This window comes from Pseudomonas fluorescens (genome assembly GCF_005938625.1).
GTDB classification, from domain to species: domain Bacteria; phylum Pseudomonadota; class Gammaproteobacteria; order Pseudomonadales; family Pseudomonadaceae; genus Aquipseudomonas; species Aquipseudomonas fluorescens_BD.
The window spans coordinates 1-13,273 of record NZ_VCNJ01000101.1 but is presented as its reverse complement, the minus strand read 5'-3'; the positions used below and the strand labels follow the sequence as shown (position 1 = coordinate 13,273).

Genomic DNA, 13,273 nt, shown 5'->3' with positions numbered 1-13,273 from the left:
TGGGAATGCCTCAATGGACGCTCTGCGTCCGCTTTGGGACGCAGAGCGTCCCGGGCTGCATTCCCACGCAGAGCGTGGGAACGATCAGCAGGCAGCAGTTAATCGAGCAGCGAAATCGCCGTTGGCGCATCGTTGCCGACCAGCGCCAGGTCTTCGAATTCGTTGACGGCGTTGATCTCGGTACCCATGGAGATGTTGGTCACACGCTCCAGAATGATCTCAACGATTACCGGCACCTTGAACTCTTCGATCATCTGTTCGGCCTTGCGCAGGGCAGGGGCGATTTCCGATGGTTCGAACACACGCAGTGCCTTACAGCCGAGGCCTTCAGCCACTGCGACGTGGTCAACACCGTAACCGTTGAGTTCCGGCGCGTTCAGGTTATCGAAGGACAGCTGCACGCAGTAGTCCATTTCGAACCCGCGCTGTGCCTGACGGATCAGACCCAGGTACGAGTTGTTCACCACGACGTGGATGTACGGCAGTTTGAACTGAGCGCCGACCGCCAGTTCTTCGATCATGAACTGGAAATCATAGTCCCCCGACAGGGCCACGACTTTACGGTTCGGATCGGCCTTCACCACGCCCAGCGCTGCCGGAATGGTCCAGCCCAACGGGCCGGCCTGGCCACAGTTGATCCAGTGACGCGGCTTGTAGACGTGCAGGAACTGCGCACCGGCAATCTGCGACAGACCAATGGTGCTGACGTAGCAGGTGTCCTTGCCGAACACCTGGTTCATTTCTTCGTAAACGCGCTGTGGTTTCACCGGCACGTTATCGAAGTGGGTCTTGCGGTGCAGGCTGGCTTTGCGCTGCTGGCAGTCTTGCAGCCAGGCACTGCGGTTTTTCAGCTTGCCGGCGGCTTGCCATTCACGAGCGACTTCGATGAACACGGTCAGTGCTGCAGCGGCGTCGGACACGATGCCCAGATCCGGTGTGAACACACGACCGATCTGCGTGCCTTCGATGTCGACGTGAATGAACTTGCGGCCTTCGGTGTAAACGTCAACCGAACCGGTGTGGCGGTTAGCCCAACGGTTGCCGATACCCAACACCACGTCGGATTTCAGCATGGTCGCGTTGCCGTAACGGTGCGACGTCTGCAGACCGACCATGCCGACCATCAACGGGTGATCGTCCGGGATGGTGCCCCAGCCCATCAGGGTCGGGATAACCGGGATGCCAGTCAGCTCAGCGAATTCAACCAGCAGATCGCTGGCGTCGGCGTTGATGATGCCGCCACCGGCAACCAGCAGTGGACGCTCAGCCTGATCGAGCAGAGCCAGAGCCTTCTCGACCTGAACACGGGTCGCGGTTGGTTTGGCCAATGGCAGCGGCTGGTAAGCGTCGATGTCGAATTCGATTTCGGCCATCTGCACGTCGAACGGCAGGTCGATCAGCACCGGGCCTGGACGGCCGGAGCGCATTTCAAAAAAGGCTTTCTGGAACGCGTAAGGCACTTGGCCCGGCTCCAGAACAGTGGTTGCCCACTTGGTAACTGGCTTGACGATGCTGGTGATGTCGACGGCCTGGAAGTCTTCCTTGTGCATACGGGCGCGGGGTGCCTGGCCGGTAATGCAGAGGATTGGAATCGAGTCGGCCGAGGCGCTGTAGAGCCCGGTGACCATGTCGGTACCGGCAGGGCCGGAAGTACCGATGCACACGCCGATGTTGCCGGCCTTGGTGCGGGTGTAGCCCTCGGCCATGTGCGAGGCGCCTTCAACGTGGCGAGCAAGGACGTGATCGATGCCACCGACTTTCTGTAAGGCGGAGTACAGCGGGTTGATGGCAGCGCCCGGGATGCCAAAAGCGGTATCAACCCCTTCACGGCGCATCACCAGAACGGCGGCTTCGATTGCTCTCATTTTGCTCATGGTTTTGTGCCTCTTTACGTTTTGTAATTGTATACAAGTGGCTTTGCGCAGAGTGTATTCACGGCGGACGGCGCAGGTCAATCCATTTTCTCAAGCGCCTGTTTCATTCGTCGGAAGCCTCTCTGACTGTGGCTTTTCGTCGCATGCGGCGCTTTTCGAGAATTATTGTATACAAAAAAATAGCTCATTGTGTTCTATTTGTTGCATCGGGCTGCGGCAGAAAAGCGCAGCCCCACGACTTTCCCTATAACAAAATGAGGACGGCACCATGAGCGCTTTAACCTTGAAAGTCGCAGTCAACCTGGTCAACGAGGCCATCAACGCAGGGCGCGGCATCAACGCCGCGCCGCTGACCATCGCGGTACTCGATACCGGCGGCCACCTGATCACCCTGCAACGTGAAGACGGCGCCAGCCTGCTGCGCCCGAACATTGCCATCGGCAAAGCCTGGGGCGCGATCGCCCTGGGCAAAGGCTCACGCCTGCTGGCACTGGATGCACAACAACGCCCGGCGTTTATTGCCGCGCTCAACAGCATGGGCCAAGGCAGCGTCGTGCCGGCACCGGGTGGTGTGTTGATTCGGGATCAGGCGGGGAATGTGCTGGGCGCGATCGGGATCAGCGGTGATCTGTCGGATATTGATGAGCAGGTGGCGATCAGGGCGGTGGAGGCGTTGGAGTTGAAGGCGGATGCGGGGGTGGCTGCTTGAATCTGCGTTGATTGAATAACCGCTATCGCGAGCAGGCTCACTCCTACAGGGATTTGTGTTCAGACACAAAATGTTTGAACACCCCAGATCCCCTGTAGGAGTGAGCCTGCTCGCGATAGCTATCTACCAGACACATCCTGCCAACAGTTGACCGCTCCATTTGTCTTTCCCGGTACTAGCCTTGTCATGACCTGATCACAGAGGGCAAAGGAATGCCGGATCTACCTGCTGCACATAAATTGAGAGTCGGGCGCTATACCGAAGTCAGTCGAATCTATCTGTTAACCAGCACCACTTATCAACGAAAGCCGATTTTCACGAATTTTGCCTTGGGAAAACTGGTCGCTGATCAATTTCGACACGCGCAAGATTCGGGGCTGGTGAGCTCATTAGCCTGGGTAGTGATGCCAGATCATTTCCATTGGCTGATTGAATTGCGACGAGGTTCATTGAGTGAGGTGATGCAAAAAACCAAATCGCTGAGCACCAAGGCTGTCAGGCAAGCTTCCAGTGGAAACAGCGTTCTCTGGCAGAGAGGGTTTCATGACCGCGCCCTGAGACGGGAAGACGATTTGGTGAAAATGGCGCGATATGTCGTGGCCAACCCGTTGCGGGCCGGGCTGGTGGAGAAGCTTGGCGACTATCCGCTGTGGGATGCTATTTGGGTTTGAGCTGAAACCGAGTTGCCTCGATCGCGAGCAGGCTCACTCCTACAGGGGAACGCATTCCAAATGTAGGAGTGAGCCTGCTCGCGATGGCGTCTCTACGGTGTTTCAGTCCGGCTCACAGCCTTTCAACACCAACCGGATAATCGTCTGCGCCGCCGCCTCATAATCCGCCTCATCCAGCTTGTCTTTCCCGGTCACCGCAGAAATCTGCCAGTCGAAGTCGGCGTAGGTCTGGGTCGCGGCCCAGATGCTGAACATCAGGTGATTAGGGTCGATCGGGGCAATTTGCCCGCGGTCGATCCAGCTCTGGATGCAGTTGATGTTGTGCTTGGCCTGGCCGTTGAGCTGCTCAACCAGGTCGGCGCTCAAATGTGGCGCGCCGTGCATGATTTCGCTGGCGAACACCTTCGAGGCGAAGGGCAGGTCGCGGGAGATGCGGATCTTCGAGCGGATGTAGCCGCTCAGCACTTCGCTCGGCACACCGTCCGGATTGAACGGCGTCGAGGCCTGCAAAATCGGCACGATGATGCTTTCCAGCACCTCGCGGTACAGGTTTTCCTTGGATTTGAAGTAGTAGTAGACGTTGGGCTTGGGCAATCCCGCCTTGGCGGCGATGTCGCTGGTTTTGGTCGCAGCGAAGCCCTTGTCGGCAAACTCCTCACTGGCGGCACGCAGGATCAGTTCTTTGTTGCGCTCGCGGATTGTGCTCATAAACCCGGTGGTTCCTTGCCTGTTCTGGCGGTTGCGCATGGTAGCACCGGCCTCGCGCAGCGCTCAAGAATGCCCCGTGTGGTCTGTGGTCGCGTTATGCTTCGCAACATTCATACATAAAAGGAAACAGGATTCATGGCAGGAAGCAGTTTGCTGGTGCTGGTCGACGATATTGCCACCGTGCTGGACGACGTGGCGTTGATGAGCAAAATGGCCGCCAAGAAGACCGCCGGCGTGCTCGGTGATGATCTGGCGCTCAATGCCCAGCAGGTCTCCGGAGTGCGTGCCGAGCGGGAAATACCCGTGGTCTGGGCCGTGGCCAAAGGCTCGTTCGTCAATAAACTGATCCTCGTGCCATCGGCGCTGGCGATCAGTGCGTTCGTACCGTGGCTGGTAACGCCGTTGTTGATGGTCGGTGGCGCGTATCTGTGCTTCGAAGGGTTCGAGAAGCTCGCACACAAGTTTCTGCACAGCGAAGCCGAAGATGAAGCCGGGCATGCGCAACTGACAGAAGCCGTGGCCGACCCAGCGACTGATCTGGTGGCGTACGAGAAGGACAAGATCAAAGGCGCGATCCGCACGGACTTTATTCTTTCGGCTGAAATCATCGCGATTACGCTCGGCACCGTGGCGGACGCTTCGCTGACTCAGCAAGTGATCGTGATGTCCGGCATCGCCATCGTCATGACGGTCGGTGTTTACGGTCTGGTGGCGGGCATCGTCAAACTCGACGACCTCGGCCTGTGGTTGACGCAGAAGCCTGGGCAGATGGCCAAAAAGATTGGCAGCGGCATTCTCAGCGCTGCGCCGTACATGATGAAAACCTTGTCGGTGGTCGGTACGGCGGCGATGTTCCTGGTCGGCGGCGGCATCCTGACCCATGGTGTGCCGGTGCTGCATCACTGGATTGAAGGTGTTGGCGCAGCGGCGGGGAGTGCCGGATTTGCGGTGCCGATGTTGCTCAATGGTGTCGCGGGGATTATTGCCGGTGCGGTGGTGTTGGCGGTGGTTTCTGTCGTCGGCAAAATCTGGAAAGCCGTGAAAAACTGACATTCAACATAAAACCCTTGTAGGAGTGAGCCTGCTCGCGATAGCGGTGTGTCAGCCCCACAAGCGTCGCCTGACACACCGCTATCGCGAGCAGGCTCACTCCTACATTTGATCTTTGCAATCCCATGAAAAAGGGCCATTCGACTCGCATCGAATGGCCCTTTTTTGTACCTGCCGAAAACTACTCGGCGATCTGCAACTTACGCGCTTCGGTATACACGTAGCGCACCTTCTCGTACTCGAACGGCGAGTTCATCTGACCGTAGCGGAAGCTGGTCTGGTAGCGCTTGTCGACCGCGCGCAGGGCCCAGATTTCCGGGTGGTTGGAGCTGACTTCGGAAACGTTGAGGAAGTTGATTGCCGACTCGGCGGTGTAGTCCACGGCCAGGCCTGCGGTATCGCGGATGTTCGACGGGCCGAAGATTGGCAGTACGAAGTAGGCACCGCCCGGTACACCATAGAAGCCCAGGGTCTGACCGAAGTCTTCGCTCTGACGTGGCAGGCCCATGGCCGTTGCCGGATCCCATAGACCGGCAATGCCGATGGTGGTGTTGAGCAGCAGGCGCGCCGTTGTTTCCATCGAGCGCTGGCCTTTGAACTGCAACAGGCTGTTGACCAGGTTCGGCACGTCACCGAGGTTGTTGAAGAAGTTGCTCACCCCGGTGCGCACGAAGCTTGGCGTGATGTAACGGTAGCCATCGACTACCGGCAGGAACACCCATTGGTCGAAGCGATAGTTGAAGTGGTAAACCCGGCGGTTCCACGACTCCAGCGGATCGTAGACGTTCAGCGCATTGAGCGTCGAGCGCTCGAATTCGCGTTGGTCCAGCCCCGGGTTGAATTTGAGTTTGGACAGCGGCTCCTTGAAGCCGTCGCTGTCGACGACCACCGGCGCGTTGGCTTTACTGTTGTCGGCCTGGGCCACGCCTGCGCAGAGGAGCGCTGCCATCAGCAGGAGATATTTAGCCACGGAAGAACTCCAGCATGGCGTCGCTGTTGACGCGGTAGTTAATGTTGCCGCAATGGCCGCCCAGTGGATAAACGGTCAGGCGATCACCGAAGGTCTTGCGCAGGAAACCGAGGTCGCCCGGGCCGAGGATCACGTCGTCGGCGTTGTGCATCACGGCGATTTTCGGGCTGTCATGCAGGTAATCCTTGAGCGCATACAGGCTGACCTGATCGATCAGTTGCAGCAGGCTGCCGCCGTCGGTGCGTGCACGCCACATAGGGATCACCTGATCGGTCAGGTAGCAGTCGAAGTCGCACTGCAGCGCACGTTTGAGGAACGGCGTGAGGCTGGTGCCTTCGGTGATCGGGAATTTCGGTGGTGTGATCAGGCCACGGCGGTTGATCAGGTCGGAGGTGAACGCGATGTCAGCCGCCGAGAAGCGGAACGAGGTGCCGATCAGCATCGCCATCTGTTCGTTGGTCAAATGTTGCTTGGACTGCTGGAAGTCATAGAGCAGCGCATCGTTGAGGTCGATGTAGCCTTTCTGCTGGAAGTAGCGGGTCAGCTTGGACAGCACCAGCTCATAGAATGTCGTGCTGTTGTTGATGCCCTTAACTTCGGTTTGTACCAACTTGTCGAGGTTGGTCACCGAGGTGTAGAGGTTGACCGGCGGATTGAGCAGCAGGACTTTCTTGAAGTTGAAGCTGCGGCGCGTCTCGTCCAGATGCGCGACGAACGCGGCATCAAGGGCGCCGAGGCTGTAGCCGGTCAGGTAATACTCGGTGACTGGCAGCTTGGGATTCTGCGCGCGTACGGCCTGCATCACCCGGTACATGTCTTCGGCGTCTTCCTTGGTCACGCCCGGAGTGGCGAAGCGCGAGGCTGCGCTGATGAAGTCGAAACTGGTCGGCGACGACAACTGCACAACGTGGTAGCCGGCCTTGTAGTAGAGCTTTTTCAGATATTCGTTGAGCGTGCTGTCATAGCGTGCGCCGGTGCCGGCGATCAAGAAGATCAGCGGTGCTGGCTTGTCCTGGGTGGCGATGCGGTAGGTGAGCTTTTTCACCGCCCAGAAGTTGTCCGGCAGGATGAACTCGCGCTCCGGGCGCAACGTCAGGCTGCGGTCCGACTGATTGATGTCGTCGTCCAGCGGCAATTCCGGGCGCAAGTCCGGTGGCGTCGTGGCGATGGTCGCCTCGAACGGGTTGGTCAGGGGGTAGCCATAACTGGCGGCGTCGATATCCACCGCCAGTGCGGACGCACTCAGAATAAGGCCGCTGAACAGCGCGGCGAAGCGCAAGGAACGGAGCATGACTAGATCCCTTAGAGGAAGGTGCCGAATGAAGTTCGCAGGCTATGACCACCGGGTGTGCGCCAAAGTGCCATGCTGCGGCACCAAACGGGCAGAATTCGGAGTAATAGTAGCTGGACGATACACTTTGCACCGTCTGAATGAACAGTTAACAGTTGTTAGTTCTTGCACACGGCTGGCGGCAGATTAAGCTGGCCGCCGATTTCCGAAGATTGGAGTGTTTCATGTCCCGCCGTTTGCCCGTGATTTTGCTGCTCGTTCTGTTGCCGTTGTGGCTGGCTGCCAGTTATGGCGCGCGTTATGGCTTTATGGAAGACGGCAAGTGGGTGGGCATCTGCGTCGACGAGGCCAGCCGCTGGGAATGTCAGGTGCGTTCGAACCTGGGCTTGATGATTCACTTCAAGGTGCTGGGCTGGGCGGCGCTCGGTGCGGCGCTGATCGGTTTTGTCGTGCCCGGGCGGGCAGGGTGGTGGCTGGCGGTGTTGGCGCTGGTGTTCGGGGGGCCGGCACTGGCGTTGTACAACACCACGTTAGCGGTGTTTGCGTTGGTGATTGCCGGGTTGCGGTTGGTCAGAGCGACTCCCAGCGCCTGACAATCAGTCTTCGCGAGCAAGCTCGCTCCCACATTTGGAATGCATTCTCCTGTGGGGGCGAGCTTGCTCGCGAAGAGGTCTTTAGCCTCGCTGAAAATCAGGCCTTGCGAACGCGCAGGCAGCGCCACAACGCAGCCACCATCAAGCCACTCACCAACGCCCAGCCCCACGCCTGCTGATTCTGCAAACCTTCCTGATACAACTGCGGCGCAATCCCCGCGCCGACAATAAACGTCAGCAATGCAATTTCCCGGCGCAGCACGCTGACCGGCCGACACAGATAAACCAGCGCCGGCAGTACAAACGCCATGCTCGCAAAGCTGCGATAACGCGCATCGAAAACCATTTCCAGCATCATCACCGCCGCAGCAAAACCTGCCGCCGCGACCAGCCAGCCGGCGCGACGCTCCAGCACATTGAACGCACGTTGACGCCAGCCAGTCCGCGCACTCAGCGTCAGTGCCGCATGCGCCAACACCAACAGATTCAACGCCGTCAGCAAGCCGACCCACAACCACTCACTGGTAAACCGTGTGGTCACCCGCGCCAGATCACCCCAGGCGCCAATCGAGCAAGCGGCGAGGGCACCCAGCAGCGGCAATACCAACGCCGAGCGTGTAGTGCGAACGCGACCGCCGAGTATCAATGTGCCAAGGAAAATCAACCCACCGACCGCCAGCCATTCCTTCCAGTACGGCACATTGGTCACCGGCCCGGCCAGCACACCCTTGTCCTGACGATCGGCATCGAACAGGCCCCAATAACCGCCAACCGCACCTTCGCTGCCGCGCTTCCACGGCTGGTCAAACGCTTCGATCAGGTTGTAATGCCAGCCTTCCTTTTCGGCCATCGCGACAAAACCACGAATGAACTTGGCCTCGTTGACCCGACTCGGCAGGGCGGTCTCGCGTTGACGGCCTTCGCTCGGCCAGCCGGTTTCGCCAATCATCACGTCTTTCGGTGCGAATTTATTGCCGAACACCTGGCGCACATCCGCGACATGTTGCAGGGCAGCATCGATGTTTGATGGATCATCTTCCCAGTACGGCAGCAAATGGATGGTCAGGAAATCCACCGCTGGCGCGACTTCCGGGTGCTTGAGCCAGAACTCCCAGACATCGGCATAGGTGACCGGTTGCTTGACCTGGCTTTTGACCTTGTTGATCAGCTTGGCCAGTTGCGCGCCGGTGACTTCTTTGCGCAGCAGCGCTTCGTTGCCGACGATCACCGCGCTGACCACATCCGGGTTGGCGTTGGCCGATTTGATCAACAGGTCGACTTCTTTCTCGGTGTCCACCGGGTTGCTGTTGACCCACGCGCCAATCATCAATTTCAAGCCGTGTTTGCGCGCCAGATCAGGCAACGCTTCCAGGCCAGTCATTGAATAGGTGCGAATGCACTCAAAGCGTGTCGCCAGCAACGCGAGGTCGGCGTCCATGCGCTCCGGGCGCAGTTTGAACGGCACGTCGAACGGCGATTGGTCTTTATCGAACGGCGTGTACGAGGCGCATTGCAGCTTGTGTGTCGGCGTCGCTGCATCCGGCAGAACCACCGGTTGGCCGAGGCCGTACCAGAAACCGCCGAGGGCAAACAGCCCGAGCAGGCAGGCAAAGAGATAAGGCAGAAAGGGGAAGCGGGACGTCGCGGACATGGTCAGGCCGAGTGGCTGCAAAGCGACGCATGTTACCTGCATTTATAGAGGGGTTGGTGGCCCGCATGATTTTGACATGCAAAGTTCGGGCGGATTGTCTGGCGTCAAATATCCAGACGCCATTAATGGCCTTGTGATGTCGTTTCTCGTTGTCTTGAGGTCGCTGGTAGAGCAGGTCGACGACCGCGTGAGGTTGATGATCAAGCCATCAGTGCTCCGCTGATGTTCTAACGAGTTTGCGGTCAGGCGTGATGGGGGCGCCGTGCACCATAACAATACGTTGACGCCGCCCGTCATCCGTCGGGCGCAGCATTTCGGGGAAGTAACGATGAAGATGCGACGACTTTTTGGCGCAAGTGCTGCTCTGGTGCTTGCGATGAGTTCCACGTTCGCCAGTGCAGAAAAACAGACCCTGAACATCGGTTACGTTGACGGCTGGTCCGACAGCGTCGCGACCACCCACGTGGCGGCCGAAGTGATCAAGCAGAAACTCGGTTATGACGTGAAGCTGCAAGCCGTCGCCACCGGGATCATGTGGCAAGGCGTTGCCACCGGCAAACTCGACGCCATGCTCTCAGCCTGGCTGCCCGTGACCCACGGCGAGTACTGGACGAAGAACAAGGATCTGGTCGTCGATTACGGCCCGAACTTCAAGGATGCGAAAATCGGCCTGATCGTGCCGGAGTATGTGAAAGCCAAGTCGATCGAAGATCTGAAAACCGATGACACCTTTAAAAACCGCATCGTCGGCATCGATGCCGGTTCAGGCGTGATGCTCAAGACGGATCAGGCGATCAAGGATTACGGCCTCGACAAATACAGCCTCAAAGCCAGTTCCGGCGCCGGCATGATTGCCGAGCTGACCCGTGCCGAGAAGAAAAACGAATCCATCGCGGTCACCGGTTGGGTGCCGCACTGGATGTTCGCCAAGTGGAAACTGCGCTTCCTCGACGACCCGAAAGGCGTGTATGGCGCAGCTGAAACCGTAAACAGCATCGGCAGCAAAGAACTCGCGACCAAAGCACCGGAAGTGGCCAAGTTCCTGAAGAACTTCCAGTGGGCGTCGAAAGACGAAATCGGCGAAGTCATGCTGGCGATTCAAGACGGTGCCAAGCCTGACGCAGCGGCCAAGGATTGGGTCGCCAAGCACCCGGATCGCGTGGCTGACTGGACCAAATAACCGCCTCACCGCAATATCCTGTGGGAGCGAGCCTGCTCGCGAAAGCGGTCTATCAGTCGACTGATGTGTTGACTGATACGACGCCTTCGCGAGCAAGCTCGCTCCCACAGTTGTTTTGTGTGTACCGGAAATTGGCAAAAGTGTCATGGCGTTCTACTACTAAGGTCGTCTGTTACCGCTCCCGCAGCCGCATACATTAGCTATGTTCCAACAATAATCTGTGCTGCGAGGATAAAAACAATGAACGACAGCATTTACCTCTCGATTCAAAACAGTCCCCGATTCAAGGAGCTGGTTCAGAAAAGGGAACGATTCGCCTGGATTCTCTCGGCAATCATGCTCGGGCTTTACTCTGGCTTCATCCTTTTGATCGCTTACGGGCCGCACATACTGGGAGCGAAACTCAGTCCCGAGTCTTCGATTACCTGGGGTATTCCGATCGGTGTCGGACTGATTCTTTCGGCATTCATCCTCACCGGTATCTACGTGCGCCGCGCCAATGGCGAGTTTGACGACCTGAACAATGCGATTCTCAAGGAGGCTCAGCAATGATCCGGCGTCTACTGGCTCTATTGAGTGTTGCGGCTTTCGCGCCGGGTGTCTGGGCGGCTGACGCGTTGACGGGGGAGGTGGCCAAACAACCGCTGAACATTCCCGCGATCCTGATGTTCGTGGCGTTCGTCGGTGCGACGCTCTACATCACCTACTGGGCCTCGAAGAAAAACAACTCGGCGGCCGACTACTATGCGGCGGGCGGCAAGATCACCGGCTTCCAGAACGGTCTGGCGATTGCCGGTGACTACATGTCGGCGGCGTCCTTCCTGGGGATTTCCGCGCTGGTGTTCACCTCCGGCTACGACGGCCTGATCTACTCGATCGGCTTCCTGGTGGGCTGGCCGATCATCCTGTTCCTGATCGCCGAGCGTCTGCGTAACCTGGGTAAATACACCTTTGCCGACGTGGCGTCCTACCGCCTCGGGCAGACCCAGATCCGCACCCTGTCGGCCTGCGGTTCGCTGGTGGTGGTGGCGTTCTACCTGATCGCGCAAATGGTTGGTGCCGGCAAGTTGATCCAGCTGTTGTTCGGTCTGGACTACCACGTCGCGGTGATTCTGGTCGGTGTGCTGATGTGCATGTACGTGCTGTTCGGCGGCATGCTGGCGACCACTTGGGTACAGATCATCAAGGCTGTGCTGTTGTTGTCCGGTGCCTCGTTCATGGCGCTGATGGTAATGAAGCACGTAGGCTTCGACTTCAACACGCTGTTCTCCGAGGCGATCAAGGTTCACGCCAAAGGCGAAGCGATCATGAGCCCGGGCGGTCTGGTCAAGGATCCGATTTCGGCATTCTCGCTGGGTCTGGCGCTGATGTTCGGTACGGCTGGCCTGCCACACATTCTGATGCGCTTCTTCACCGTGAGTGACGCAAAAGAAGCTCGCAAGAGCGTGCTCTACGCAACTGGCTTCATCGGTTACTTCTACATCCTGACTTTCATCATCGGCTTCGGCGCGATCCTGCTGGTCAGCACTAACCCGGCCTTCAAAGATGCGGCTGGCGCGCTGTTGGGCGGCAACAACATGGCGGCGGTGCATCTGGCCAACGCGGTCGGTGGCAGTATCTTCCTCGGCTTTATTTCGGCGGTGGCGTTCGCGACCATTCTGGCGGTTGTTGCCGGTCTGACGCTGGCGGGTGCTTCGGCGGTTTCTCACGACCTGTATGCCAGTGTGATCAAGAAGGGCAAGGCGAACGAGAAGGACGAGATTCGTGTCTCGAAGATCACCACCATTGCCTTGGCCGTGCTGGCGATTGGCTTGGGCATCCTGTTCGAAAGCCAGAACATTGCCTTCATGGTTGGTCTGGCGTTCTCCATTGCGGCGAGTTGCAACTTCCCGGTGCTGTTGCTTTCGATGTACTGGAAGAAGCTGACCACTCGTGGTGCGATGATTGGTGGCTGGTTGGGGCTGGTCAGTGCCGTTGGTTTGATGGTGCTTGGGCCGACCATCTGGGTGCAGATTCTGCATCATGAGAAGGCGATCTTCCCTTACGAGTACCCGGCGCTGTTTTCGATGATCATTGCCTTTGTCGGGATCTGGTTCTTCTCGATTACTGACAAGTCGGCGGCTGCGGACAAAGAGCGGGCGTTGTTCTTCCCGCAGTTTGTGCGTTCGCAGACTGGGTTGGGGGCGAGTGGGGCGGTTTCGCATTGATGGTTTGATGGTTTTTTAATGTTGTGCTGAATGCCCCGGTTGAGAGATCGGGGCATTTTTATTGGGCGGTTATCGGACTTTGGTGTGTTTTTTATTGGGTGTATATCCGTTGCTGCGGTAACGGCTGATTAGGGTTTCGCCCTTACGGCGACTCACTTTTTTTCAAACGCCAAAAAAGTAAGCAAAAAACGCTTGCTCCTACGTGCGGCCCGCTCGCTGGGGCTCGGGGTCCCTTCGCTGCGGGATCGATCCGGGCGCAGCGCCTACGGTTTGCTTCGCTGCACCTCCTCTCGCTGTGTTTGGCTGCGCCAAACGGTCGCTGCGCTCCCACGCCCGGATCAATCCCTCCACTCAGCCTTCCGACGTCGC

At 58.3% G+C, this 13,273-nt stretch carries 12 protein-coding genes; 7 read left to right on the top strand and 5 right to left on the bottom strand.

Annotated features, from left to right (window positions below):
- Positions 1-98: 98 nt before the first annotated feature.
- Positions 99-1,874, bottom strand: a complete 1,776-nt coding sequence (gene gcl, locus FGA82_RS30845; protein ID WP_008083509.1) for a glyoxylate carboligase — start codon at positions 1,872-1,874, stop codon at positions 99-101.
- Between the two features lie 268 nt (positions 1,875-2,142).
- On the opposite strand from gcl, the gene FGA82_RS30840 reads away from it, so the two are divergent.
- The gene (locus FGA82_RS30840) at positions 2,143-2,583 is read left to right on the top strand and encodes a GlcG/HbpS family heme-binding protein (RefSeq protein WP_141130012.1); all 441 of its coding nucleotides are present in this window, start codon (positions 2,143-2,145) and stop codon (positions 2,581-2,583) included.
- 212 nt (positions 2,584-2,795) lie between these two features.
- Positions 2,796-3,254 (top strand): REP-associated tyrosine transposase, encoded by a 459-nt coding sequence (locus FGA82_RS30835; RefSeq protein WP_116032405.1) that lies wholly within the window; start codon positions 2,796-2,798, stop codon positions 3,252-3,254.
- 102 nt (positions 3,255-3,356) lie between these two features.
- Here the strand turns inward: FGA82_RS30835 and FGA82_RS30830 are convergent, their stop codons facing one another.
- Entirely contained in the window at positions 3,357-3,962 is a 606-nt protein-coding gene (locus FGA82_RS30830; protein WP_141130011.1) for a TetR/AcrR family transcriptional regulator, read from the bottom strand.
- Positions 3,963-4,097: 135 nt separating this feature from the next.
- Between FGA82_RS30830 and FGA82_RS30825 the strand changes: the two genes are divergently transcribed.
- The gene (locus tag FGA82_RS30825) at positions 4,098-5,012 is read left to right on the top strand and encodes a DUF808 domain-containing protein (protein ID WP_141130010.1); all 915 of its coding nucleotides are present in this window, start codon (positions 4,098-4,100) and stop codon (positions 5,010-5,012) included.
- A 181-nt stretch (positions 5,013-5,193) separates the two neighbouring features.
- Here FGA82_RS30825 and FGA82_RS30815 read toward each other — a convergent pair whose 3' ends face one another.
- Positions 5,194-5,982 carry an MlaA family lipoprotein gene (locus FGA82_RS30815; protein WP_108226817.1) on the bottom strand — a complete coding sequence of 263 codons (789 nt, stop codon included), beginning with the start codon at positions 5,980-5,982 and terminating at the stop codon, positions 5,194-5,196.
- Positions 5,975-7,273, bottom strand: coding sequence for a serine/threonine protein kinase (locus tag FGA82_RS30810; RefSeq protein ID WP_116032398.1), 1,299 nt, complete (start codon positions 7,271-7,273; stop codon positions 5,975-5,977). The genes FGA82_RS30815 and FGA82_RS30810 overlap by 8 nt, the downstream gene beginning before the upstream one ends.
- A gap of 224 nt (positions 7,274-7,497) precedes the next feature.
- Between FGA82_RS30810 and FGA82_RS30805 the strand changes: the two genes are divergently transcribed.
- Positions 7,498-7,866 carry a hypothetical protein gene (locus FGA82_RS30805; protein WP_141130009.1) on the top strand — a complete coding sequence of 123 codons (369 nt, stop codon included), beginning with the start codon at positions 7,498-7,500 and terminating at the stop codon, positions 7,864-7,866.
- 97 nt (positions 7,867-7,963) lie between these two features.
- Here the strand turns inward: FGA82_RS30805 and FGA82_RS30800 are convergent, their stop codons facing one another.
- Positions 7,964-9,559, bottom strand: a complete 1,596-nt coding sequence (locus FGA82_RS30800) for a glycosyl hydrolase family 17 protein (RefSeq protein ID WP_141130008.1) — start codon at positions 9,557-9,559, stop codon at positions 7,964-7,966.
- A gap of 286 nt (positions 9,560-9,845) precedes the next feature.
- Here FGA82_RS30800 and FGA82_RS30790 point away from each other — a divergent pair, with 286 nt between their 5' ends.
- From FGA82_RS30790 to FGA82_RS30775, 3 genes are all read left to right on the top strand, one after another.
- Positions 9,846-10,697 carry a glycine betaine ABC transporter substrate-binding protein gene (locus tag FGA82_RS30790; RefSeq protein ID WP_141130007.1) on the top strand — a complete coding sequence of 284 codons (852 nt, stop codon included), beginning with the start codon at positions 9,846-9,848 and terminating at the stop codon, positions 10,695-10,697.
- A gap of 240 nt (positions 10,698-10,937) precedes the next feature.
- Positions 10,938-11,249 (top strand): DUF485 domain-containing protein, encoded by a 312-nt coding sequence (locus tag FGA82_RS30780; protein WP_008087300.1) that lies wholly within the window; start codon positions 10,938-10,940, stop codon positions 11,247-11,249.
- Positions 11,246-12,904 (top strand): cation acetate symporter, encoded by a 1,659-nt coding sequence (locus FGA82_RS30775; protein ID WP_095119937.1) that lies wholly within the window; start codon positions 11,246-11,248, stop codon positions 12,902-12,904. Before FGA82_RS30780 ends, FGA82_RS30775 begins: the two co-directional genes overlap by 4 nt.
- Positions 12,905-13,273 lie beyond the last annotated feature (369 nt).